We start from the raw sequence: 23,695 nt of genomic DNA, 5'->3' as shown, positions 1-23,695 counted from the left end.
CGAATCGAGCTTCATAGTGGTCACTACCCCAGAAAGTGTATGGTCACAGGACCGGTCCGACGGACCGGAAAGGCTGGATCATCCTAGAGCAGTCACTTCGGGCGCAGCGATCAGCGCTTTTCTCTAACTTTTGTAGGAAAGGGCGAGCCGGCATTGCCGAGAGGAGAGAAATCGTAGTCACAAGCTGATCTGCACGGTTGTCCGTGCCAACGCCGTAGCCGTCGTCAAATCCCTTCTTGGGCAGCTGAAAATTGCTTGTGCTGCGCTTCGCAGGGAGACAGATTCTGTCCCGCTCAGCTGTCCTTTTGCCCGGCCGCTGCCGGCTTCAGTGCACCGTCACCCCGGCGCCGGCTCCCACCTCTGCGGACTGTGGCAACACGTCCTGTTCTTCGATGAACAGCAGGAATTCCATATGATTGCGGGCATGCACCCATGCCGCCAGCGTCCGTCCGCTGTGCGCCTGCAGGGCGCCGATATGCCTGCCGATCAGACCACCTGCGTAGTGGCGTATCTCGCCGGGCTCGGCACCGGCAGCCGACATCGCGACCAGGCAATTGCGGGTGGCATTTCGAATGAGGTCGCCCACGATCAGGTTGGCCCCGGCCATCTCGGCCAGCTTCTCTATGATCAGGACATATCGGTCCGCAATCTCTTCTGCAAAACTGTTTAGCATGATTTCTCCCATCCCCCGAGCGTATACTGTGTTGGCTCTTTGATACCATCGGGAGAATCCTGAGCCGCCTTGCCGCGCTGTGGCGCACTACGCGCATCTCAGGCAATCTCTGATGGCAATGCCCGCCCGGTTGAACAATAATGGCGCCACGAGACGTCACCGTTCAGGGGAGAGCAATGCAAGTGTGTCCGATCAAGGTGGCGTCCAGGGCGGCCAAGGGGTTTGTGGCGGCCGTCTGCATCATCATCCTCGTGCTGGAGGCATGGACCTCCTGGCACGAGCACAGCACCGAGATGGACGAATCCTTCCGCGCCACGGCCAACATGGCGCTGGCCCTGTCGCAGCATGCGGACCAGGCGCTCGACGAGGTCGACATCGTGCTCAAGGCCGTGATGGAGCAGGTTCAGGACAAGCGGCTGGCGACCACGGACAACGAGCGCCTGCACAACTTCCTGGTCCGCAACGTAAGCGAGGTGCCGCAACTGGCGGGCCTGTTCGTCTATGACGAAAAAGGCCGATGGATCGCCTCCTCCCAGCCGGTTCTCGAAACACGATTCAACAACAGCGACCGCGACTATTTCCAGCATCACCAGGCACATCAGGCCGATACCACCTTCATCGGCAAGCCCATCCGCAGCAAGTCCACCGGGCACTGGGTTCTCACCATGAGCCGCCGCGTCAGCAAGCCCGACGGTTCGTTTGGTGGCGTCGTGCTGGCCACGCTGGACATTCAGTTCTTCGAACGCTTCTATCACAAGTTCGATATCGGGCAGCAGGGTGCCATCCTGTTCGGCTCGAACGACGGCACGGTCCTGTATCGCCGGCCACTGCTTGCCGATTCCATGGGCAAGTCGCTCGCGCAGTCGCCCTTGTTCCAACAGCACATCAAGGTGCAAGAGGCGGGTGCGGTAGAGAGCCGCTCGACGCAGGACGGTATCTTGCGCATCCATGGCTTCAAGCACCTTGCCAACTACCCGCTCTTTGTCATCGTGGCCGTGTCCGAGGACGAAGTCCTGCACGGCTGGGCCAGGCATGCCATCGTGCGCGGCATGGGCATCATTGTCCTGCTGCTTGCGATCTGCTACGGCGGTACCAGGATGGTGGCGCAGGTATCACTGCGGGAGCGGGCACAAGCTGATGCGGTAAGGGCGCAGGCGGAACTTGAGGCCATGTTCGAGCTGCTGCAGACTCAGTCGCGCCGTGACGGATTGACCGGCGCCATCAATCGCCGCCATTTCGATGAATTGCTGGAGGCCGAAGCGGCGCGCTTTGCGCGAGTGGGCGGGGCGTTTTCGCTGCTGATGATCGATGTCGATCACTTCAAGCAATACAACGACCGCTACGGCCATGTGGTAGGTGATGTCTGCCTGAAGAACATTGCAGCGGCCATCTGCGGCGCCGTCCAGCGGGAGATCGATACCGTGGCCCGCTACGGGGGCGAAGAGTTTTCCGTGCTGTTGCCTGAGTGCGGCAGCGCCGGTGCCCTCGTCGTGGCCGAACGGATAGAGGCAGCCGTCAGCGCCCGGGCTATCCCGCACGCATCCAGCGTCGAGGGTACGGTCACGGTCAGTATCGGCATTACCTCCATCACCTCCGACGAGGGCTTTTCCTACCTCCCGCGCGAACTCATCGAAAGCGCCGACAAGGCCCTTTATCAGGCCAAGGAGGCCGGGCGCGGCAGGGCGGTCTACCGCGAATTCCCCGTCAGAAAACCCAAGCTGGCCTGGTCCGCCTAGCGGTCTGAGGCTGGCAACGAGCAGCCTCAGTCGGCCGCGTCCACGGCCTGCATGGCGCGCTCGCGGATCTTCTCCATGGCGCGCAGGAGTGCCTCGCGCTCGCCACAGCTCAAGGCCTGCAACAGATAGGCTTCACGCGCCTGCACCATCGGAACGATCTTGCGGTACAGCTTGCGGCCCTGCGCCGTTGGCCGCACGATGCGCGCGCGTGCATCGTCCGGACAGGGCTGGCGCAGTACCAGTCCTTCCTGTTCCATGCGCGCCAGCGCGCGGCTGACCTGCATCTTGTCCAGCGAGGTGTGGGGTACCAGAGCACTGGCCTGCATTTGCCCCTCTTCGGCCAGGGCAGCCAGAATGCGCCACTCGTCACGGCTCAGCCCGAAGCGGTCGGCATAGACACCGGCCACTGAACGACTGACCGCCTCGGCCAGTTGCGCCAGTTGATAGGGAAAGAAGGATTGCAGTTTCATTCCCGCATGGTAACAGACGTTACCAATTCAACGCAGCCGTCCTGCGCTTGATCCATGTCAAGACCCCTGCCTGTGCTGCCGTTCTTGCCCATCTTCCACATTGACCCTGGCCGTCGGCTGTCCATATAGTAACAACCGTTACTAATTCGAAGAACGCCCTCCAGGAGACTGCCATGAAGATCGATCGCATCCATCACGTTGCCTACCGCTGCAAGGACGCCAAAGAAACCGTGCTCTGGTACCAGAAATACCTGAACATGGATTTCATTCTGGCCATCGCCGAAGACCAGGTGCCCTCGACCAAGGCACCTGACCCCTACATGCACGTCTTCCTCGACGCCGGCCAGGGCAATGTGCTGGCCTTCTTCGAGATCCCCAATTCTCCGCCCATGGGGCGCGACACCAATACCCCGGCCTGGGTGCAGCACATCGCCTTCAAGGTCGACAGCGAAGCCACGTTGCGGGAAGTCATGCAGCGCCTGCGGGCCGATGGCATCGACGTGGTCGGCGTTACCGATCACACCATCTTCAAATCCATCTATTTCTTCGATCCCAGTGGCCACCGCATCGAACTGGCCGCCGATTGCGCCAGTGCGCAGCAGATGCAGTGCCTGGACGAGGTGAAGTGGGACATGCTCGAAGAGTGGTCGCGGACCCGCCGTGCGCCTCGGCACGCTGCCTGGATGCACGCGCAGGAATTCACGGCGGCAGACCATTGATCCGATAAAAAAATGACACCAGCATCACCCGTTCATTGACAGGAGACACCCATGCAGAGCACTTATACCTATCCCCGTTTCGCCTACCGGCAATCTGATGAACAGCGCAGCGGGCAACCGTTGCGCCATCCGGTGGTCATCATCGGCGCCGGCCCCATCGGTTTGACGGCCGCACTGGAATGCGCAGCACGCGGCCTGCCCGCCGTGGTGCTGGATGACAATGACACGGTCAGCATCGGTTCGCGTGCGGTCTGCTATGCCAAGCGTCCGCTGGAAATCTGGGACCGCCTGGGCGTGGCGCAGCGCATGGTGGACAAGGGCGTGGGCTGGCAACTGGGCAAGGTGTTTTTTGAGGAGCGCCAGGTCTACCAGTTCGACCTGCTACCGGAGACCGGGCACAAGATGCCGGCCATGATCAACCTGCAGCAATACTATCTGGAGCAGTATCTGGTGGAAGCCTGTCTGGCGCAGCCGCTCATCGAGCTGCGCTGGAAGCATCGCCTGCTGGCCCTGGAGCAGGACGACGACGGTGCCACCCTGAGCGTGGAAACGCCGGATGGCATCTTCACCATGCAGGCACAATGGGTCATCGCCTGCGACGGTGCCAACAGTGATACGCGCAAGATGGTCGGCGCGCAATTTACCGGTCAGTTCTTCCAGGACCGCTTCCTTATCGCCGATGTCATCATGAAGGCCGATTTCCCCACCGAGCGCTGGTTCTGGTTCGATCCGCCTTTTCATCCCGGCCAGAGCGTATTGCTGCACAGGCAGTGCGACAACGTCTGGCGCATCGATTTCCAGCTCGGCTGGGACGCCGATCCGGAGGAAGAGAAGAAGCCCGGCAAGGTCATCCCGCGCATCCAGGCCATGCTGGGCGAGGGTGTGGAATTCGAGCTGGAATGGGTGTCGGTTTACCAGTTTGCCTGCCGCCGCATCGACAACATGCGCGTCCAGCGGGTACTCTTTGCCGGTGATGCGGCGCACCAGGTCTCCCCCTTCGGGGCACGTGGCGCCAATACCGGCGTGCAGGATATCGACAACCTGATCTGGAAGCTCAAGCTGGTCATCGATGGCCAGGCACCGGCCAGCTTCATCGACAGCTATCACGAGGAGCGCGCCTTCGCCGCCGACGACAACCTGCGCCAGTCCACGCGCTCCACCGATTTCATCACGCCCAAGAGCCGTGTCAGTCGTGTGCTGCGCGATGCCGTGCTGACCCTGGCCGAGCGCGAGCCGTTCGCGCGGACCCTGGTCAACAGCGGGCGCCTGTCCACGCCCACGCCTTATGTGGCGTCCTCGCTCAATACCCCCGACAACGTCCTGTTTGGCCCACGCATGGTGCCCGGCACCCCCTGCGCCGATGCGCCGGTGCGGCAGGCAAGGCGGCCGGGCTGGCTGCTGGATCAGTTGGGGGAGGGCTTCACCGTACTGGTGTTCGGTAGTGGCGAGACCCCTGCCAGCCTGCATGCGGCAGGCCTTGAGATTGTGGTCAAGACCATCGGCCCGGCCGGTTCCGGGGCCATGCTGGAGGATGTGCAAGGCTTGGTCGCACAGCGCTATGCCGCGCGCGAGGGATGCACCTACCTCATCCGGCCGGACCAGCACGTTGCAGCCCGCTGGACTCGCTTCGACCCGTTGCAGGTGGCCGCCGCGGTTGAGCGCTGCGTCGGTCTTTGCACGACGTGACGCGACAACGGCAGCACGAGGCTGCCGTTGATGTTTTCTGCCGGTGTGTGCAAAGCGCTCACCACAATCCGCAGGAATCAGTAGATGTCCAGTCCGAAATACTGGGCCACGTCACCTTCGGTCCAGTCCTTGATGACATTGCGTTCCAGCAGCACACGATATTCCGAGCGCTGCACGCCACTGCCCTGCTGCACGATACGACTCTCCAGGGTATAGATGGTCCGGTGGATGCGGGTCGTCATGGAGGCGTGCTTGATGATGCTGCCCGGTTCCGGTTCCTGCTGGTCGTCATTGGCGGGGATGTCCATCGCGCTCTCTCATTTCATCTGTGCGCGCCGCGCCAGGATCTTCTCGATCTTTTCCTTGAGCGTGGTGGCGTTGAAGGGTTTGACGATATACCCATCGGCGCCTTCCTGGGCCGCCGTGACGATGTTCTCCTTCTTGGCCTCGGCCGTGATCATCAATACCGGCAGATGCGCCAGCGCCGGCGTGGAGCGGATTTTCTTCAACAGGGTCAGGCCGTCCATGACCGGCATGTTCCAGTCGGTCAGCACGAAGGTAATGTTGGAAGCACCCGACTCCAGGATCTTCAGGGCCGTGGAGCCATCATCGGCTTCCACGATCTTGGTGTATTCGAGTTCCTTGAGCAGGCCGCTGACAATGCGGCGCATCGTCGAAAAGTCATCGACGACAAGAAAATGTTGGTCTGTATCAGCCATGGTGTAAAGCTACCTTGAGGAAGCGGTGTGAGTTGCGCGGGGCGCAAAAAGCATGCCGACGCCGCGCTGCGCGCAGTAATGCAGTCAGTCAGCGGATCAGTTGCTCAGCGCCCACTTGCCTGCGCTGTTCTTGCAATAGCGCAATTTCAGCGGCTCGGTCCCGCGCTTGCTGGAGACCACCAGGTCCACCTTGGCGCAGGGCGGGGTGCTCTGCTCGAAGGTCGGCGTGATCTTGGCCGTGGTGGAGGGCTTGGGGCCATCGGTCCACTGCGAGGTCTTGCCGCTCACGCCCGCATCCAGCGAGGCGCTGATGGCGGCATAGAGGGAGTTGATCTGTTCCTTCTTCAGGTCGGCCACGGCCGTGTTGGAGAAGAAGTCCAGGTTGGCCTGGGCATGTGCAGGGTAGCTCAGGGCTGCGGCGCAGATCAGGCCGGCCTGGGCGGCCAGCTTCAGAAAGCGGACGCGGGAGGGGGAACGCTTGTTCATGGCTTGCTCGTTTCTCGATGTCGGAATGTGAATGGCGCCGCCGGCCATCGGGGGGAAAGGGCAGACGGCGTTCCAGTCACTGTTTATACCAGAAGTCACCTCAGCCCCAAACCTGCGCTTGCACGGTAAAGCCCCCGCTTTTCCCGCTTTGCGACGCGCACCGGCTCGTCATAATGCGCCAGGCTGGACAGTATATACATACGCTGCATGTTGCACGCAAGCGCCGTCTACAGGCGATGCAAACGATTGCAGCGATTCAATTCCAATACAAAAAAGGGGAAGCAATGAAGTCATGCCTGATGCGCGCCAGCATGGTTCTGGCAATACTGACCGGGATGTTGTCCGCCTTGCCATCTCCGGCATGGGCGCAGACGCCCGTTGCTCCGGCGGTGCAGGCGGTGGCCTCGGGTGTGCGCTATCAGTTGATCGGCCGTTGGGATGTCGACCGGCTCAATGCCATTCTGCAAAAGGACACGCCCGCCTTCTCCGGTGTCCAGGTCAACTACACGCCCGCGCGCAATGCCGTGCTGCTCTATCGGGTGACCTATCCTTCGGTGATCCCGGAGCGCGGCAATCAGCCCATCCTGGCGTCCGGCCTGCTGGCATTGCCCGATACGTCCGCCAGATCTTATGCGCTGGTGTCCTACCAGCATGGCACCGTGTATGAGCGCCAGCAGGTACCTTCCTTCCCCGAGCAATCTCCCGAAACGCAACTGATGATTGCCCAGTTCGCCGGCCAGGGCTATGCCCTCATCGGTGCCGATTATTTCGGCATGGGCATTTCCAGCGAGCCGGAAGGCTACATGGTCAAGGGCAGCCATCAGCAGGCCACCTACGACATGTTGCTGGCGGCGCGCAGCGTGCTGGCCAGCATGGGCGTGCGCGACGACAAACTGTTCCTCTCGGGCTGGTCCCAGGGCGGCTTCGTGACCATGGCCTTCCTCGAAAAGCTGGAGGCGGCCGGCATCAGGGTCGATGCCGCCACCACCGCCAGTGCGCCCCTGGATGTGTTCGCACTGCTTGAAGGCTTTCTTACCTATCCGCGTCCCAATGATGCGGCCTGGCTCAACAGCATCGTGATCCTCTCGGCCTTCGCCTTCGAGAATTACTACGGTGTACCGGGGCTGGCGCGTTCGGTACTCAAGGATTCCGTCTATGACGTGGCCAAGAAAGCCTATGATCGCCAGCCCTTCAATGTGGCCGACATTCCGACCGACCTGCACAAGTTGATGCGCCCTGAATATTTCGACCCGCAATACTTTGCCCAGTCCGCCTACGGGCGCCTGATCGCGGCGACCCAGGCCTATCGCTGGGTCATCCGTTCCGACGTGCGCAATTATTATGGCGAGACGGACGAAGCCATCACCCCTGGCGTAGGCCGCATGGCGATGACCTACGCGCAAGCCATGGGCGCGGGCAATCCGCATGTGCAGGCGGTGTCGACCGGACCGACTACGCATCGCGGCACTTTTGCCACGGCCGTGCCGGCGTGGAAACGCTGGTTCGATGAGAAGATGGCCGGCAAGTAAGGCGCCTGGCGCGGTGCCGACGGCAGCGCGCCGTGCCAGCCGAAGCGGCTGTTCAGGTCGTGCAATGAAAAAAGGCCATCCGGATGAACGGATGGCCTTTTGCATGGCCGGAGGTGGTGCCGAGAATGGTTCAGGTTTCGGGCAACTCGCCTTTGGCAGCCAGATCAATGGCGCGCACGATGGCGACGGCCTTCTCGATCACTTCAGCCTGGCTGGAAACCCGCATGCTTTTCTTGAGGTGGTGGATGTGATCGCGGGTCTTGCGGCTCACCGGGACATTGAGGAAACCATCCGGTTCGGTCAGAAACTGCGGCGGAACCACCACGACGGGTTCGATGGTCTTGGAACGCTTGGGCATGGGTATCTCCCTTGTGATTGGTCTGGAATGAGGTTGCTGAAGTGCCTGCGGCAATATAACTTCGATCGTAAAGGCAGAAGAACTTATTTCTTCGATTTTACGATTTTTGTCGGGCCGCTCTTATTTGGCGGGAATGCTGGTGCCGATCTTTGGCGCGATCGCAACAGCGAAGATGCCCCCGCTTTTTATTCCTGCTTGAAGTTCGTGTCAAGCGAATTCCCACAATATTGTCCCTTTGGGCCAGTCCTGCATTCCTTAGATTTTGCCTCATCGCGATCAATCGTGCACGGCGGCCGGCCTCTCCGCTTTCGCTCGGGGGATGGGCGTTGGCGCGTGGGCCGGCATGGTGGTGTCCGATCCGGAAACCTTAGAACTTCGGGCAGGCACCGCAGAGATCGGGAGCGATATCCGGAGCGATATCGGATTTCCCCCGGGTGCTCCGATGACGGAAATGATTTCCGCTATCCGGGACTGGCTGGCATGGTCCTTGCAGGGAAGAAGATCGCGTCCGGCAGCTCCTGCTTCATGGCAACGATGCGGGACGCGTACGGATTGCGGCGTGTGATTTTCTAAGTCTTTGTCTGCCGCACCGTTGACGACATCCACGACAACAAGGGAACCTTCATGAAGTTCATCAAGACCATCATTGCCCTGGCCGCTCTGGCCTCTCTCAGCGCTACCGCCTGCGCCGACAACCTGGCCGACATCCAGAAGGCCGGCGTGGTCAGGATCGGTGTGCCGCAGGACTTTGCGCCGTATGGATCGGTCACGGCTGATCTGCAGCTGCAGGGGCTGGACATCGAGGTCGCCAAGCTGGTCGCCAAGGGCCTGGGTGTGAAGGCCGAACTGGTACCGGTGCCGATCTCCAGCCGCATGGCGTTCCTGCAGACGCACAAGATCGACCTCATCATCTCCACCCTGGGCAAGAATGCCGAGCGTGAAAAGGTGATCGACTTCTCGCAAGGCTATGCGCCCTACAACAACAGTGTCTTCGGCGTGGCCGCCATCAAGGTCGCGGGTCCGGCTGACCTGGCCAACCAGACTGTGGGCGTGGCCCGCTCCACCTTCGAAGATCTGATGCTCACTGACAGCGTTCCCAAGAGCACCATCATCAAGCGCTACGAAGACAACAACGGGCTGATCTCGGCCTACGTGTCCGGTCAGGTGCAGTTGGTCGGCACCGGCGATTTCGTGGCCTATGCGCTGGCCGAGAAGACACCCGCCAACAAGCCGCTGCTCAAGTACATCATCAACGTCTCGACCTGCTATGTAGGCATGAACAAGGGTGAGCCCGCGCTCATGGCCAAGGTCAATGAGGCGCTGACTGCCTCCAAGAAGAGCGGTGAGCTCAATGGCATCGTCAAGAAGTGGCTCAATGTGCCGCTGCCGGAAAAGATCGCCACGACTTACCAGTAAGCGATCCGGCCCGCAAGGACGGCCCGCCCTGGCGGGCCGTTCTGCTTATTGGAAAGTGGTAGCCATCTTGGCGGGCAAGGGCACGTTCAGCCATTTCTGCACGATGGCATTGAGTTCGCCATTTTTCTTGGACGCGGTCAGGACCTCATTGACCTTGTCACGCAAGGCCGCTTCGCCCTTGTTGAGGCCGACGCTGCAGCTGGATTCCTGGATGATGTACTTGAGCACCGGCTTGTTCTCAGGAGCCTTCTCGGCCAGCGCATAGGCCACGAAATCGCCGGTGCCGACCAACTGCACCTGACCGGACACGTAGGCCGAGATCATGGCGTTGTTGTCTTCGTAGCGCTTGATGGTGGCGCTCTTGGGGGCCGTGTCGGTCAGCTGCAGGTCCTGGAAGGTGCCGCGTGCCACGCCCACGGTCTTGCCCGCCAGGTCGGCCGGGCCGCTCACCTTGACTGAGGCTACCCCGAAGACGCTGTTGTTGTAGGGCGCATAGGATTGCGAGAAGTCGATCACCTTTTCACGCTCGGCATTCTTGCCCAATGTGGAGATGACCAGGTCCGCCTTGTGCGTCTGCAGGTAGGCGATGCGGTTGGCGCTGGCTACCGGCACCAGTTGCACCTTCACGCCCATTTTTTGCGCGATCAGCTTGGCCACATCGATGTCCAGGCCCTGCAGTTGCAGCTCCGAATTGACCGAGCCGAACGGCGCGAAGTCCTGCGGCACGGCGATGCGAATGGTGCCGGCCTTCTGGATGTCGGCCAGCGCGTCGGCCCGTGCGAGTTGGGTGGACAGGCCCAGCAGGGCCAGCGAGACGGCCAGCACCGGTTTGGCAAATTTCATGTAAATCCCTTTCGTTGAATGGACTGTGTCGTGCCGGGGCGGGTTTGCAATGACCATGCCAGGCCTGGCGCGGGAGCGGCGGCCCGGTTGCAAATGCGCCGCAACAGGCGCCCACGCTATCGTCCGGGATGGTGCCGATCCGGCATGATGTGATGCCGATATGGACTGGCCGATGGAGGGGCAAGGCCGGGGCGATGTTGGGGCGGGCGGGCACCAAGTTTGTACCTGTCCCGGAGATTGATAATGTGATCGCCCACCTGGCGCGGCACAAAAAAAACCACGGATCACACCGTGGTTCTGCTCAACGGCCGGGTCGTGGCCGCGTCCGTGAAGGGGACGGACGCTTCAGTCGCCGGTCAGTGCGGCAGCCTCGACTTCATGCGCCAGCACTTGTCGTACGGTGGCCACGACATAGTCGATCTCGGCCTCGCTGGTACCGCGTCCCAGCGAGAAGCGTACGGCATTGCGCGCCACCTCGGGCGAGCGGCCAATGGCCAGCAGCACGAAGGAAGGGGCCGACGCCGCCGAGTTGCAGGCTGAGCCGGCCGACACCGCAATGCCCAGCAACTGGCTGCCCAGCGTGCCATAGCGCGTGGGCGGAAAGCTCACGTTGAGGTTGTGCGGCACTCGCGCCTCGGCGCTGCCGTTCAACTGTACGCCCGGCAAGTTCGCCAGACCCGACCACAGGCGGTCGCGCAGGCAGCGGATGCGGCGTCCTTCTTCTTCCAGCAATTCTCCCGCCAGCGCAAAGGCCTCGCCCATGCCCACGATCTGGTGTGTGGCCAGGGTGCCGGAACGCATGCCGTTTTCATGGCCGCCGCCATCGATCTGCGCTTCCAGCGTCAGATCCGGGGTGCGACGCACGTACAGGGCACCGATACCCTTGGGGCCATAGACCTTGTGCGCCGAGAAGGACATCAGGTCTACCTTCAACTGCTGCAGGTCGATGGCGATCTTGCCGGCAGCCTGCACCGCATCCACGTGAAAGATCACGCCGCGTTCGGCACATACTTCGCCCAGTTCGGCAATCGGCTGTATGACGCCGATCTCGTTGTTCACATACATCACCGAAACCAGCAGCGTATCCGGCCGCAGTGCCGCGCGCAGCTGCGCTGCCGTGATCAGGCCGTCTGCATCGGGCTGCAGGATGGTGACCTCGAAGCCCGATTTCTCCAGCGTACGCATGGTGTCCAGCACGGCCTTGTGTTCGGTCGCCACCGTGATGAGATGCTTGCCTCGTCCCTGGGCACGCAGCGCGTGGGCACTGCCTTTGAGCGCCAGGTTGTTGGATTCGGTCGCCCCCGAGGTCCAGATGATTTCATCGGCCCGGGCACCGACCAGGCCCGCCACTTGTGCACGTGCCCGGTCGACCGCGCGCCGCGCCTCCCAGCCAAAAGGATGGGAACTGCTGGCCGCATTGCCGAACTTCTCCGTGAGGAAGTCGCACATGACGCGGGCCACACGCGGGTCAACCGGCGTGGTGGCGCCATAGTCCAGGTAGATGGGGAAACGAAGATCGGCCGACGGGCCGCAGGGAGCAGGGGCGTTCATGACGGTGTTCCGGAGAGTGCAGCGTATTCCAGTTGAGCAGGGTGACCAGCGACCAGCACATACAGTAACGCCGTCGCCCGCATCCGGAAAACGACTTTGCGCTTATTTGTATATACGATTTGTAAAGATTGCCCGCGAGCATCGCCACTGGCCAGGCCGCAAGGCAGGAGGACGGCGAGATTCGCGGTCACATGCCACCTCACGTATTTGCTTATACAAAATTATTATACTGAAATAGAATACAAGCAAACCTATAATTCGAAAATCATATGCAAGCACTTTGATCAAGGAATGCGATTTCCATGGACCTGAATCAGCTGGAAGCCTTTGCTGCGGTAATGACCCTGGGCAGTGTGACCGGTGCCGGCCGCAGCCTGGGCCGTTCGCAGCCGGCCGTCAGCAAGGCCATCGGTGATCTCGAGGCCGAGCTGGGCTATGCCCTGTTCGATCGCAATGGTCCGCGCGTCACGCCCACGGCGAAGGCTTTTCTGCTCTATGAAGAGGTGGAGCGCTCGCTGGTGGGCCTGCGCAGCATCCGCGAGCGTGCGCAGGAGATCGCCCGCGAAGAAGTCCATCCCGTGCACCTGGTGGCGACGCCTGCCCTGGCCTCGACCATCGCCCCGGCGGCCCTGCAGTTGCTGGCTGCCGACAGGGAGCGAGCCTTCCCCGAACACGTCCACCTGCGCAGCGCTTCGGCCGAGCAGGTGGTGCATGCAGTCCTGCACCGTACCGTCAGCCTGGGGCTGACCTCGCTGCCGGTGGCCCATCGCGGGCTGGAGTTGCACTGGATCGGCGAGGCACCCTGCGTGGCGGTGGTGCGCGCCGACCATCCGCTGGCCGGTCGCGACAAGCTCACCCGCGCGGCCCTGCGTGGCCAGCGCGTCATTACCATGTCCAACCGCTATCGCCTGCGCCAGCGCGTGGAGTTGGCGCTGGGCGAAAACAGCCAGCTCGATGTGGCCATCGATACCAATACCTCCTTCAACGCCATCATGGCCGCCCGTGCCGGGCTGGGGGTGGCGCTGGTGGAGCCGGCCACGGCCTATGGCATGCCCATCGAGGGCATGGTGGTCAAGCGCCTGGCAGTGGAGATTCCGTTTTACTTCGGCGTGGTCACGCCCTATGGCAAACCGGTCGAAGGCGTCACGCAACGTCTGATCGATGCCGTGGAAAAGGCCGCCCGCATGACCTTGCAGGGCTTCGTCAAGCGCGATGCCAGCCTGCATGACGAATTGTTGTAAATGATTTGGCAGCACGCAGTTAGAACCCAAGCAAGCAGCGTCAACCGGGAAGGGCGTTGCATCACAAAACCCGAATCGAGACGATCGCAGGCCCTTGCCCGCGACGTCTCTTCATGCTTTTGACGAGGCGCTATGCACGAGACCGAACCGACCCTGATCCCCGCTGCTCCCCCGCAAGGACTGGCTGCCCTGGAGGCGCGCCTGCGCCAGGATCTGCAATGGCTGGCGCTGCCCGGCAAGTCCTGGACCCCGGCCATCCTGCGCGATGGCGTGCCGGTGATCGACGTGGCCATCATCGGCGGCGGCCAGGCCGGCATGGCCGCCTCGGTGGCGCTGTCGCACCTGGGCATTCCCAATGTGATCTATGACCAGTCGCCCAAGGACTTCGAAGGCCCCTGGGCCACCACTGCGCGCATGGAAACCCTGCGCTCGCCCAAGACCCTGACCGGTCCCGCACTGGGCTTCCCGGCGCTGACCTTCCGCGCCTGGTTCGAGGCCCAGTTCGGGCTGGACGCCTGGGAAGCGCTGGACAAGATCCCGCGCCTGCAATGGATGGAGTACCTGCGCTGGTTCCGTCGCGTCATGCAGCTCGATATCCGCAACGAACACCGCGTGCTGGCCGTGCAGCCGCGCGCCGATGGCATCGTGGCGCTGCAGCTGCAATCGCCTGCGGGCACATCGACCGTGCTGGCGCGCCGCGTGGTGGTGGCCACCGGCCGCGACGGCCTGGGTGGCGCCTACCTGCCGCCGCTGGCCGATCAGTTGCCGCGCGATCGCTGGGCACATTCCTCGGACCTGTTCGACTATGCCAGTCTCAAGGGCAAGCGCGTGGGCGTGATCGGTGGTGGCGCCTCCGCCATGGACAGTGCTGCCACCGCACTGGAAGAGGGGGCCGCGCGAGTGGATATGCTGATCCGCCGCAAGGACCTGCCGCGCATCAACAAGGGCAAGGGATCGGGCAGCCCCGGCCTGGTTAACGGCCACCTGCACCTGTCGGACGAATGGAAGTGGCGCATCCGCCACTACGTCAATGCGCAGCAGGTGCCGCCGCCCTCCGGCAGCACCCGCCGCGTCTCGCGCTTTGCCAATGCACGCTTCCTGCTGGGCACCGCCATCGAATCGGTCAAAGTCAAGCCGGACGGCACGCTGCTGCTGCAGACCAATCGCGGCCCGCTGGAACTGGATTTCCTGTTCTTCTCCACCGGCTTCAAGATCGACTGGAGCCTACGCAGCGAGTTCAAGGACATCGCCCCGCACATCCTCAACTGGAGCGACCGCTACACTCCGCCGGTCGGCGAAGAAGACCAGGAACTGGCCGACTCGCCCTACCTGGGGCCGGTATTCGAGTTCCAGCAAAAGACCCCGGGCAGCCTGCCGGGCCTGGAGCGCATACATTGCTTCTGCTATCCGGCGGCGGCCAGCCATGGCACGGTTTCCGGCGACATCCCCGCCATCAGCGATGGTGCCTACCGCCTGGCGCAGGGCATTGCTGCACTGATGTACGGCGAAGACGTGGAGTATCACTACCGCAATATCCAGTCCTATGAAGAACCGGAACTGGAAGGCGACGAGTGGAGCGAATCGCCCTGGGAGCTGCCCGCATGAGTGCAGCGATCGCAAAGAGCGTGTTGCAGGCGCTGATGGTGGTGCTGTTGATGACGGTGATCGTCTTCTTCGGCCTGCACATGATCGGCAATCCGGTCGATATCCTCATCGGCCAGGATGTCGATCAGGTGGACCGCCTGCGCATCATCCAGGAACTGGGACTGGATCAGCCGGTGTGGCGCCAGTACCTGGCCTTCCTCAATGGCGCGCTGCACGGCAATCTGGGCAACAGCTTCGTCTACAACACCCCGGCCATCCTGCTGATCTTCCAGCGCCTGCCGGCCACGCTGGAACTGGCCTTCGCGGCGTTGCTGCTGGCCTTGCTGGTCGGGGTGCCGCTGGGGCTGTTGGCGGGCATGAAGCCGGATCATCCCTTCTCGCGCCTGGTGATGACCACCAGCATCTTCGGGTTTTCGCTGCCGACCTTCTGGATCGGGCTGATGTTGATCATGGCCTTCTCGGTCACGCTGGGATGGCTGCCTTCGGGCGGACGCGGCCAGACCGCCGAACTGTTCGGTGTGCAATGGTCGTGGCTGACTGCGGACGGCTGGCGTCACATGATCCTGCCGGCCATCAACCTGTCGCTGTTCAAGATTTCGCTGGTCATTCGCCTTACCCGCGCCAATGTGCGTGAGGTGCTGCCGATGGACTACGTGAAGTTCGCCCGTGCCAAGGGCTTGTCCCCGGCGCGCGTGGTGCTGATGTACGTGCTGCGCAATACGCTCATCCCGCTGGTGACCGTGGTCGGACTGGAGTTCGGCTCCACCATTGCCTTTGCGGTGGTCACAGAAAGCATCTTTGCCTGGCCTGGTGCGGGCAAGCTGATCCTGGACAGCATCAACGCACTGGATCGTCCTGTCATCGTGGCTTACCTGATGGTGATCGTCTGCATGTTCGTTACCATCAACCTGGTGGTCGATGTGCTCTACAAATTGTTGGACCCGCGTGTGCGGGTGGAGGCCCGTGCATGAGCGCGCCGCAGACCGAAGTGACGATGACGCAAGAACAGGTGCGCGCCCGCGTGGCCGAGCTGTCGGCCTTCCGGGCCCCGCGCCGCGAGTCCCCATGGCGGCGCGTGATGCGCCATTTCGTGGCCTCGCGTTCGGCCATGCTGGGACTGGTGATCGTGCTGCTGCTCATCGTCGGCGCCATCGCTGCTCCGTGGATCACGCCGCAGAATCCGTATGACCTGATGCAGCTCGATGTGCTTGATGCACGCCTGCATCCTGGCACGATTAACGGTGCAGGCAGCTTTACCTATTGGCTGGGCACCGATGGCCAGGGCCGCGATCTGGTCTCGGCCATTCTCTATGGCCTGCGCATCAGCGTGGGCATCGGCGTGGGCTCAGCCCTGATCGCCGGTGTCATCGGCACGCTCATTGGCCTGCTGGCCGCGTATGCCGGTGGCAAGGTCGATACGCTGCTCATGCGCTTTGCCGACCTGGTGTTGTCCTTCCCTTCGATCCTGGTGGCAATGCTGATCCTGGCCTATGTGGGCAAGGGCATCTTCAACGTGATGGCCACGCTGGTGGTGCTGGAGTGGGCGTATTACGCGCGCACCGCACGCGGCCAGGCACTGGTGGAGCGGCGCAAGGAATACGTGGAGGCCGCGCGCGGCCTGAATCTGTCGTCCTGGCGCATCATGGTGCGCCACATCCTGCCCAACTGCCTGCCGCCGCTCATCGTCATCGGTACCCTGCAGGTGGCGCGCGCCATCACGCTGGAGGCGACCTTGTCCTTCCTCGGCCTGGGGGTGCCCATTACCGAACCCTCGCTGGGCCTGCTCATCTCCAATGGTTACCAATACATGCTCTCGGGCGAATACTGGATCAGCTTCTATCCCGGCATCACGCTGCTGGTGGTGATCGTGGCCATCAACCTGGTGGGTGACCGCCTGCGCGACATCCTCAACCCACGGTGGCAGAAATGAGCGCGCCTACTCTTGAGGTGCGCAATCTGCGCACCCATTTCTTTACCCCCGAGGGTGTGCTGCCGGCGGTGGATGACGTCTCGCTGTCGGTCGGGCGGGGTCGCATTCTCGGCCTGGTCGGTGAATCCGGATCGGGCAAGAGCGTGACCGGCTTTTCCATCCTCGGCATGGTCGATGCGCCGGGTCGCATCGTCGGCGGCGAGATCCTGTTCCAGGGACGTGACCTGGTCAGCATGGACAAGACCTCCTTGCGCGAACTGCAGGGCAACCGCATCGCCATGATCTTCCAGGACCCGATGATGACCTTGAATCCCGTCTTGAAGGTGGAGGCGCAGATGGTCGATGCCGTGCTGGCGCACAGCAAGGTCGGCCGCCAGCAGGCGCGCGAACTGGCCCGTGACACTCTGGGCATGATGGGTATCGCCAGCCCGGAGGAACGGCTACAAGCCTATCCGCACCAATTGTCGGGCGGCATGCGTCAGCGCGTAGCGATTGCCATCGCGATGCTTCACAAGCCTGACCTCATCATCGCCGATGAACCCACCACCGCGCTGGATGTGACCATCCAGGCGCAGATCCTGTCGGAAGTGCAGAAGCTGGCGCGCCAGCACGGCACCGCGCTGATCTGGATCACGCACGACCTGTCCGTGGTGGCGGGCCTGGCCGATGAAGTGGCGGTGATGTATGCCGGGCGCATCGTCGAGCAGGGCAGTGTGGATGCGGTGCTGGATGCGTCGCTGCACCCCTATACGCAGGGCCTCATCGGCAGCCTGCCCAGCAACAACCGGCGCGGTGCGCGTCTGCGCCAGATTCCCGGGATGACGCCCAACCTGCTGCACCTGCCGCCGACCTGCGCCTTCGCTGCCCGCTGCGAGCGCCTGTCCCGGCAGTGCCTGGTGGCCCCCGCGATCAGCGAGCCACTGCCGGCGCACCGGGTGCGCTGCCATCACCCCATCCCAAGCACACAGAGCAACGAGCACCATGGATAAGGCCGTCATCCCTCTGATCGAAACCCGCGCCGTCAGCCGCCGCTTCGGCGAGCGCCGCCAGGGCTGGCTGGAACGCCAGTTGCAGGCGCGCGGCTGGAGCCGACCGCCGGCCGTTACCCATGCGCTGGACCAGGTGGACCTCAGGGTCTTGCCTGGCGAAGTGGTCGGCCTGGTCGGCGAATCCGGCTGCGGCAAATCCACCCTGGGCCGGGTAGCCTGCGGCCTGCTTGATCCTTCCGATGGCCAGGTACTGGTCCATGGGCGCGAGCGCGCCAGCCTCAACGGCAGAGAAGAGGCCGAGGCACGCCTGCAGGTGCAAATGATTTTCCAGAATCCGTATGCCAGCCTGAATCCGCGTTTGCGCATCGACCAGATTGTCGGCGAAGCGGCGCAAGTGAATGGAAAGGTCGAAGGCGACCTCGATGCCTACGTCTGCCAGCAGTTGCTGCGCGCCGGTCTCGATCCGGCCCTGCGTGACCGCTATCCGCACCAGTTCTCCGGCGGCCAGCGCCAGCGCATCGGCATTGCGCGCGCACTCGCGGTGCAGCCGCAGATGCTGGTCTGCGACGAGGCAGTGGCGGCGCTGGATGTGTCGATCCAGGCGCAGATCCTCAATCTGTTCATGGACCTGCGTGAGCAACTGGGTCTGACCTATCTCTTCATCAGCCATGACCTGGGGGTAGTGGAGCACGTGTCGGACCGCGTGGTCATCATGTACCTGGGGCGTGTGGTGGAAAGTGCGCCGGTGGCCCAATTGTTCGGCCAGCCCAACCATCCCTACACGCAGGCGCTGCTGGCCGAGGTGCCGCGCATGGGAGCACGCAAGAAGGAATTCACCGCTATCAAGGGCGAGATCCCCAGCCCGCTCAATCCGCCCACTGGTTGCCACTTCAACCCGCGCTGCCCGCATGCCACGCAGCGTTGCCGTGAAGAGCAGCCGGTGCTGCGCGAGATCGCGCCGGGACACAGGAGTGCCTGCCATCTCAATGATGGCCGTTGACAAGGTTTGTTGAAATGTTCTACCTACCGTTCGGACTGAGCAAGGGGGCCGTCCAGAAAGCCCCGAACTGATGTATCCGTAGTGCTTCCACCCTGACCACAGAGGAACCCGACCATGAAGAAGACCCTCCTGACCCGCCTGCTGGCCGTCGCCCTGACCGGTGCAGCCCTGGCCGCTGCCGCCGATGCGGCGCATGCGCAGAACCTGAACATCGGTTTTGCCGATCCGCTGTCCTCGCTGGATCCGCAACTGAACAACCATGCCGGTGACCGCTCCGTGGACCTGCATTTCTGGGACCTGCTGGTCCAGAACGATTACAACAAGCTGGTGCCCGGCCTGGCCGTGAGCTGGAAGAACATCGACCCCAAGACCTGGGAATTCAAGCTGCGTCCCAACGTCAGGTGGCAGGACGGCAAGCCCTTCACAGCCGATGACGTGATCTTCTCCTACCAGCGCGCCCGCGCGGTGCCGGGCAGCGTGGCCACCTTCGCCGGCTACCTGCGCACGGTGGAATCGGTCACGGCCAAGGATCCGCTGACGCTGGTCATCAAGACCAATGTTCCCAATCCGGACCTGCCGCTGAACCTGGCCTCGGTGCATATCGTGAGCAAGCACGTGGGCGAGAAATCGACCACCGAGAACTACAACAGTGGTGCCGCGATGATCGGTACCGGCCCTTACAAGTTCGTCTCCTACATCCCGGGTGATCGTGTGGTGATGCAGCGTAACGACGACTACTGGAATGGCAAGGCGCTGTGGGAAAAGGTCAATTACCGCTACATCAACAATGGTGCGGCGCGTACCGCTGCGTTGCTCTCGGGTGATGTGGATGTGATCGACAAGGTTTCGGTGTCGGACCTGGTCAGGCTCAAGCAGTCGCCCGACATCAAGGTCTATCCCTACAACGGCCTGCGCGTGCTGCTGATCCAGCCGAGCTTCCATGAAGGCCCGAGCCCCTTCATCACCGACAACAATGGCAAGCCGCTGGAGAAGAACCCGCTGCTGGACGTGCGCGTGCGCCGTGCCATGTCGCTGGCCATCAACCGCAAGGCCCTGATCGACCGCATCCTGCAGGGTGCGGCCACCGAGGCCAACCAGTGGATGCCGGCCGATACCTTCGGCTACAACCCGGAGATCAAGAACATCCCCTTCGACGCTGCGCAGGCCAAGAAGCTGCTGGCCCAGGCCGGTTTCCCGGAAGGATTCAAGCTGACCATCCACGTGCCCAACGACCGCTATCCGCAGGCGCCGGAGACCATGCAGGCGGTGGCGCAGTTCTGGACCCGCATCGGCATCAAGACCCAGGTCGAGGTGCTGCCGTGGGCGTCGTATTCCTCGCGTGCCAACAAGAACGAGTTTGCCGTCTCCGTGCTGGCCTGGGGTAACGGTACCGGTGAAGCCAGCTATGCGCTGGTCAATGTGCTGGGGACGGTCGATCCCAAGAAGGGGATTGGCGCCTCGAACTGGAACCACTACAGCAGCCCGGCCGTGGACAAGGCCCTGGCCGATTCGACCGCCGAGTTCGATGCGGCCAAGCGTGAGGCCATTCTGCGTGGTGCTGCCAAGACGGTCTCGGACGATGTGGGCGTGATTCCGCTGTATCACTACCAGAACATCTGGGCGGCCAGGAAGGGCCTGAAGGTCACTCCGATCACCAGTGACCGTACCACCGCCATGATGGTGACGCAGGACAAGAAGTAAGCGCATGCCCAACTTCTCGATTGACGTCAGCCCGGCCGACGACCTGATCGACGTACCCCGCCGCATCATCGTGCGGGGTGCGCATCCGGGCGAGCCGGTGCGCATTTCCTCGTCTACCTTGCGGGAGGATATCGAGTGGCGCAGCACCGCCTGCTACATTGCCGATGCCTACGGCAATGTCGACGTGAGCATGAATCCGGCCATCGATGGCGATTACTACGGTATCGATCCCATGGGGCTGCTGTGGTCGCAGAAGCCGGTGCAGGCCGGTCGGCGCGATCCCTTCCATGCCGATGTGCTGGCGCCGCTGGTGACCACGCTGACGGTCTCTTCACTGGATCAGCCAGGGCTCGCACCTTGTGTTCCGGCCAGTACCGAGCTGGTGCAACGGCTGGCCGGTGCCGGTGTGATCCGGCGCGAGGTGCGGGAGCAGGGGCTGGTCGGTACGCTGTTCCTGCCGGCCACGCCGGGGCCGCATCCGGCGGTGATGATTCTCAACGGGTCCGGTGGCGGCATCAATGAACCGCGTGCCGCGCTGTATGCGGCACGTGGTTATGCGGCCTTTGCGCTGGCGTATTTCAAGGCGCCGGGCCTGTCGGACTACATCTCCAATACACCGCTGGAATATGTTGAACGCGGTCTGGACTGGTTGCGTGCCGAGGTACGTCCCTTGTACGATTTCGTCGCCATCAGTGGGCAGTCGCGCGGCGGCGAGCTGGTGTTGCTGCTGGCTGCGGTCTTCCCGCAGAAGGTCTCGGCGGTGTTGGCCTATGTACCCAGTGCCCTGGTACACAGCGGCCAGAACGCGGCTGACCCGGCCGTGGGGCGGGAAGGTCCGACCTGGTTGCTGCGCGGTGAACCCTTGCCGCATCAATGGCAGGACAACCGCACGGCCAGCTGGGCACCGTTTGACGAAGGCCCGGCCCCGCACCGTCATGCGCTGGCCATGCTGACTGCGCTGCAGGATGAGGATGCGGTGGCGCGTGCCCGCATTCCGGTGGAGAAGATCACGGCACCGGTGTTGCTGCTGTCGGCCACCGATGATGGTTCCTGGCCTTCCAGTCTGTATTGCGCGATGGTGCGTGACAAGCTGGCCGAGGTGTCGCATCGCTGGCCGGTGGTATGGCGCGACTATGCGCATGCCGGCCATTCGATTCTGTTCCCGTTTGTTCCGACCACGCAGACCACGTATGCGCACCCGGTCTCGGGGCGCATCAGTACCGGTGGCGGCGAGCCCGCCGCCAATGCCCGTGCCGATCTCGACGCCTGGCAGCAGGCGCAGCACTTCCTGCGCGAGGCGCTGGCCAGGCACACATCCACAAAGGAAATTTCATGAGTACCCCTGTCTACGACATCAGCAAGGATGTCATCGACCAGTTGGCCGGTCTGGCCGCTGGCAGTCCCCTGCACGGCCTGCGCCATCAGCGCGACAAGGTGGCCGTGGCGTCGCAGGGCAGCTATGACACCTTGTTCGATCCGGCTCTGGAGGGCATCGGCCTGGACGAGCGTCTGCTGGTGGCGCTGTACGCCTGCCGTCTGGCGGGTGCGTCCGATCTGGCTGCGCACTACCGCGAACGTGCGCAGGCGGTGTCGGCTGATGCCGGGCAACTGGCGGTGGCCGAGAGTGGCGCGCCTGAGCAATTGCCGGAGGGCCGTTTGCGCGCCATGCTGGTCTTTACGCGCGCGCTGACGCAGCGGCCGGTGGAAGGCGACAAGGCGGCGATCGAGAAGCTGCCGGCCGCTGGCATCAGTACGCCTGCGGTGGTGGCGCTGTCGCAGCTGATCGCTTTCGTGTCCTATCAATTGCGTGTGGTCGCGGGCCTGAAGGCCATGCGTGCTGCCGCTGCCCAGTAAGGAGAGTCGACATGAGCGACATCATCAAGGCCAATGGCTTTACCAATGAGTCCCTGGAGTGGGATGCCTGGCTGGATGTGATCCAGCTGGAAGCGGCCAGTGAGGACCAGATCAAGGTGCTGGAAGAAAGCCATCCCAAGGCCAAGACCTCGGACTATTACCTGTTTCTGGCACATCAGCCGGACATCCTGCGTCAGCGCTCGGCTGCGTTCAACGCCATCATGTATGCGCCAGGCGGGTTGTCGCGCGCCGAGCGGGAGCTGGGTTCGCTGGTGGTTTCGCGTATCAATGGCTGTGTGTATTGTGCGTCGGTCCATGCACAGCGTTTTGAGCAGTTGGCCAAGCGTAACGATACGGTTAGGCAGGTGTTCGATTCGCCTTATGGGGCAGGGGTGGATGCGCGCGAGCAGGCCATCGCCAAGTTCTCGGCGGAACTGACCGAGACGCCTGGTGATATCAGCGCCGGGCAGATCAAGGCGTTGTATGACGTGGGCTTGAACGAGCTGGAAGTGCTGGATCTGATTCATTCGGTGGCCATCTTCGCCTGGGCCAACCGCTTGATGCTCAACCTGGGTGAGCCGGTGTTTGCCGATGGCAGCAAGGCTGAGGCCAAATAATCATTTGCATGAGGAGACTGTGATGCACATTCCGGATCATCTGGTCTATGCCGATACCCATGAGTGGGTGAAGCTTGAAGACGACGGGACACTGACCATCGGTATTACCGATTTCGGTCAGGAACAGTTGGGGCCGCTGGTGTATGTGGATATGCCAGCGGTGGGCAAGGTGTTGGTACAGGGGGCTGAATCGGGCATCGTCGAGTCCAACAAGACAGCTTCTGATCTGCATGCGCCTGTTGATGGGGAGGTGATTGCTGTCAACGAGGTGCTGCTTGATGCGCCTGATGCCATCAATGCGGCGCCTTATGAACAGTGGATCTTCAAGCTGAAGCCGGCTGTGCCTTTCTCTGCTGATGGGTTCCTTGATGCGGCTGGTTACATCAAGCTGATTTCCTGACTTGTTCCCGTTGCTGGTTGATGTTGTCTTGGCGGGCTTGGTTTTTGGTTTTGGTTTTTGGGTAGTCTGCACGGATTGCTGTTCTGCGCTCTAGCTTAATGCCTATCTTTCTCCGGTCGGAACGGAGCGCCGGGGGCGGCCCGGCAGCCGCTCACTTTTCTTGTCTCGCCAA

At 62.5% G+C, this 23,695-nt stretch carries 24 protein-coding genes; 16 read left to right on the top strand and 8 right to left on the bottom strand.

Translation table 11 applies throughout. From position 1 onward, the window contains the following. Positions 1–325 precede the first annotated feature (325 nt). Positions 326–685, bottom strand: a complete 360-nt coding sequence (locus ACODSZ_RS00120) for a hypothetical protein (protein WP_488926788.1) — start codon at positions 683–685, stop codon at positions 326–328. 164 nt (positions 686–849) lie between these two features. Here ACODSZ_RS00120 and ACODSZ_RS00115 point away from each other — a divergent pair, with 164 nt between their 5' ends. Further along, positions 850–2,409, top strand: coding sequence for a sensor domain-containing diguanylate cyclase (locus ACODSZ_RS00115; protein ID WP_488926787.1), 1,560 nt, complete (start codon positions 850–852; stop codon positions 2,407–2,409). Positions 2,410–2,435: 26 nt separating this feature from the next. Here ACODSZ_RS00115 and ACODSZ_RS00110 read toward each other — a convergent pair whose 3' ends face one another. Further along, positions 2,436–2,879 carry a MarR family winged helix-turn-helix transcriptional regulator gene (locus ACODSZ_RS00110; protein ID WP_008327318.1) on the bottom strand — a complete coding sequence of 148 codons (444 nt, stop codon included), beginning with the start codon at positions 2,877–2,879 and terminating at the stop codon, positions 2,436–2,438. 173 nt (positions 2,880–3,052) lie between these two features. Between ACODSZ_RS00110 and ACODSZ_RS00105 the strand changes: the two genes are divergently transcribed. Beyond that, positions 3,053–3,598 carry a VOC family protein gene (locus ACODSZ_RS00105; protein ID WP_241821100.1) on the top strand — a complete coding sequence of 182 codons (546 nt, stop codon included), beginning with the start codon at positions 3,053–3,055 and terminating at the stop codon, positions 3,596–3,598. 51 nt (positions 3,599–3,649) lie between these two features. Next, positions 3,650–5,284 (top strand): FAD-dependent oxidoreductase, encoded by a 1,635-nt coding sequence (locus ACODSZ_RS00100; RefSeq protein WP_488926786.1) that lies wholly within the window; start codon positions 3,650–3,652, stop codon positions 5,282–5,284. Positions 5,285–5,361: 77 nt separating this feature from the next. Here the strand turns inward: ACODSZ_RS00100 and ACODSZ_RS00095 are convergent, their stop codons facing one another. From ACODSZ_RS00095 to ACODSZ_RS00085, 3 genes are all read right to left on the bottom strand, one after another. Next, complete coding sequence (locus ACODSZ_RS00095) at positions 5,362–5,592, bottom strand: hypothetical protein (protein ID WP_008327323.1); 231 nt, start codon at positions 5,590–5,592, stop codon at positions 5,362–5,364. Positions 5,593–5,601: 9 nt separating this feature from the next. Further along, positions 5,602–6,003, bottom strand: coding sequence for a response regulator (locus tag ACODSZ_RS00090; protein ID WP_034350101.1), 402 nt, complete (start codon positions 6,001–6,003; stop codon positions 5,602–5,604). A 96-nt stretch (positions 6,004–6,099) separates the two neighbouring features. Beyond that, positions 6,100–6,489, bottom strand: coding sequence for a hypothetical protein (locus ACODSZ_RS00085; protein ID WP_175343006.1), 390 nt, complete (start codon positions 6,487–6,489; stop codon positions 6,100–6,102). A gap of 284 nt (positions 6,490–6,773) precedes the next feature. Between ACODSZ_RS00085 and ACODSZ_RS00080 the strand changes: the two genes are divergently transcribed. Beyond that, a complete protein-coding gene (locus ACODSZ_RS00080) occupies positions 6,774–8,018 on the top strand; it encodes an alpha/beta hydrolase family protein (protein WP_249776944.1) in 1,245 nt (414 codons plus the stop codon). Between the two features lie 130 nt (positions 8,019–8,148). Here ACODSZ_RS00080 and ACODSZ_RS00075 read toward each other — a convergent pair whose 3' ends face one another. After that, on the bottom strand, positions 8,149–8,376 hold the full coding sequence (locus tag ACODSZ_RS00075) for a hypothetical protein (protein WP_008327329.1): 228 nt from the start codon (positions 8,374–8,376) through the stop codon (positions 8,149–8,151). Positions 8,377–9,000: 624 nt separating this feature from the next. Between ACODSZ_RS00075 and ACODSZ_RS00070 the strand changes: the two genes are divergently transcribed. After that, positions 9,001–9,792, top strand: coding sequence for a transporter substrate-binding domain-containing protein (locus tag ACODSZ_RS00070; RefSeq protein WP_175343005.1), 792 nt, complete (start codon positions 9,001–9,003; stop codon positions 9,790–9,792). 45 nt (positions 9,793–9,837) lie between these two features. Here ACODSZ_RS00070 and ACODSZ_RS00065 read toward each other — a convergent pair whose 3' ends face one another. After that, positions 9,838–10,635: a transporter substrate-binding domain-containing protein gene (locus tag ACODSZ_RS00065; RefSeq protein WP_488926785.1), complete on the bottom strand. Its 798-nt coding sequence runs from the start codon at positions 10,633–10,635 to the stop codon at positions 9,838–9,840. A gap of 345 nt (positions 10,636–10,980) precedes the next feature. After that, positions 10,981–12,186: an aminotransferase class V-fold PLP-dependent enzyme gene (locus tag ACODSZ_RS00060; protein WP_008327336.1), complete on the bottom strand. Its 1,206-nt coding sequence runs from the start codon at positions 12,184–12,186 to the stop codon at positions 10,981–10,983. Between the two features lie 302 nt (positions 12,187–12,488). Between ACODSZ_RS00060 and ACODSZ_RS00055 the strand changes: the two genes are divergently transcribed. The 11 genes from ACODSZ_RS00055 to gcvH all read left to right on the top strand — a co-directional run bounded on the left by ACODSZ_RS00055 (position 12,489) and on the right by gcvH (position 23,523). Next, positions 12,489–13,427 (top strand): LysR family transcriptional regulator, encoded by a 939-nt coding sequence (locus ACODSZ_RS00055; RefSeq protein ID WP_008327337.1) that lies wholly within the window; start codon positions 12,489–12,491, stop codon positions 13,425–13,427. A gap of 132 nt (positions 13,428–13,559) precedes the next feature. Next, positions 13,560–15,032, top strand: a complete 1,473-nt coding sequence (locus tag ACODSZ_RS00050) for an NAD(P)-binding domain-containing protein (protein WP_175345106.1) — start codon at positions 13,560–13,562, stop codon at positions 15,030–15,032. Next, positions 15,029–16,003 carry an ABC transporter permease gene (locus tag ACODSZ_RS00045; protein WP_175345107.1) on the top strand — a complete coding sequence of 325 codons (975 nt, stop codon included), beginning with the start codon at positions 15,029–15,031 and terminating at the stop codon, positions 16,001–16,003. Before ACODSZ_RS00050 ends, ACODSZ_RS00045 begins: the two co-directional genes overlap by 4 nt. Next, positions 16,000–16,962 carry an ABC transporter permease gene (locus tag ACODSZ_RS00040; protein ID WP_175345108.1) on the top strand — a complete coding sequence of 321 codons (963 nt, stop codon included), beginning with the start codon at positions 16,000–16,002 and terminating at the stop codon, positions 16,960–16,962. Before ACODSZ_RS00045 ends, ACODSZ_RS00040 begins: the two co-directional genes overlap by 4 nt. Continuing rightward, the gene (locus tag ACODSZ_RS00035) at positions 16,959–17,951 is read left to right on the top strand and encodes an ABC transporter ATP-binding protein (RefSeq protein WP_034350104.1); all 993 of its coding nucleotides are present in this window, start codon (positions 16,959–16,961) and stop codon (positions 17,949–17,951) included. Before ACODSZ_RS00040 ends, ACODSZ_RS00035 begins: the two co-directional genes overlap by 4 nt. Then, the gene (locus ACODSZ_RS00030; protein WP_488926784.1) at positions 17,944–18,951 is read left to right on the top strand and encodes an ABC transporter ATP-binding protein; all 1,008 of its coding nucleotides are present in this window, start codon (positions 17,944–17,946) and stop codon (positions 18,949–18,951) included. Before ACODSZ_RS00035 ends, ACODSZ_RS00030 begins: the two co-directional genes overlap by 8 nt. Before the next feature lie 114 nt (positions 18,952–19,065). Beyond that, a complete protein-coding gene (locus tag ACODSZ_RS00025) occupies positions 19,066–20,652 on the top strand; it encodes an ABC transporter substrate-binding protein (protein WP_488926783.1) in 1,587 nt (528 codons plus the stop codon). 4 nt (positions 20,653–20,656) lie between these two features. Then, positions 20,657–21,988 carry an acyl-CoA thioesterase/bile acid-CoA:amino acid N-acyltransferase family protein gene (locus tag ACODSZ_RS00020; RefSeq protein WP_488926782.1) on the top strand — a complete coding sequence of 444 codons (1,332 nt, stop codon included), beginning with the start codon at positions 20,657–20,659 and terminating at the stop codon, positions 21,986–21,988. Next, entirely contained in the window at positions 21,985–22,506 is a 522-nt protein-coding gene (locus ACODSZ_RS00015) for a CMD domain protein (protein ID WP_008327345.1), read from the top strand. Before ACODSZ_RS00020 ends, ACODSZ_RS00015 begins: the two co-directional genes overlap by 4 nt. 11 nt (positions 22,507–22,517) lie before the next feature. Then, positions 22,518–23,123: a peroxidase-related enzyme gene (locus ACODSZ_RS00010; protein WP_008327346.1), complete on the top strand. Its 606-nt coding sequence runs from the start codon at positions 22,518–22,520 to the stop codon at positions 23,121–23,123. Positions 23,124–23,145: 22 nt separating this feature from the next. Next, positions 23,146–23,523: a glycine cleavage system protein GcvH gene (gcvH, locus tag ACODSZ_RS00005; RefSeq protein ID WP_488926781.1), complete on the top strand. Its 378-nt coding sequence runs from the start codon at positions 23,146–23,148 to the stop codon at positions 23,521–23,523. Positions 23,524–23,695: the final 172 nt, after the last annotated feature.

This window comes from Herbaspirillum sp. FG34, assembly GCF_057809315.1.
The sequence above is the reverse complement of the archived record's forward strand: the minus strand, read 5'-3'. Positions and strand labels throughout refer to the sequence as shown.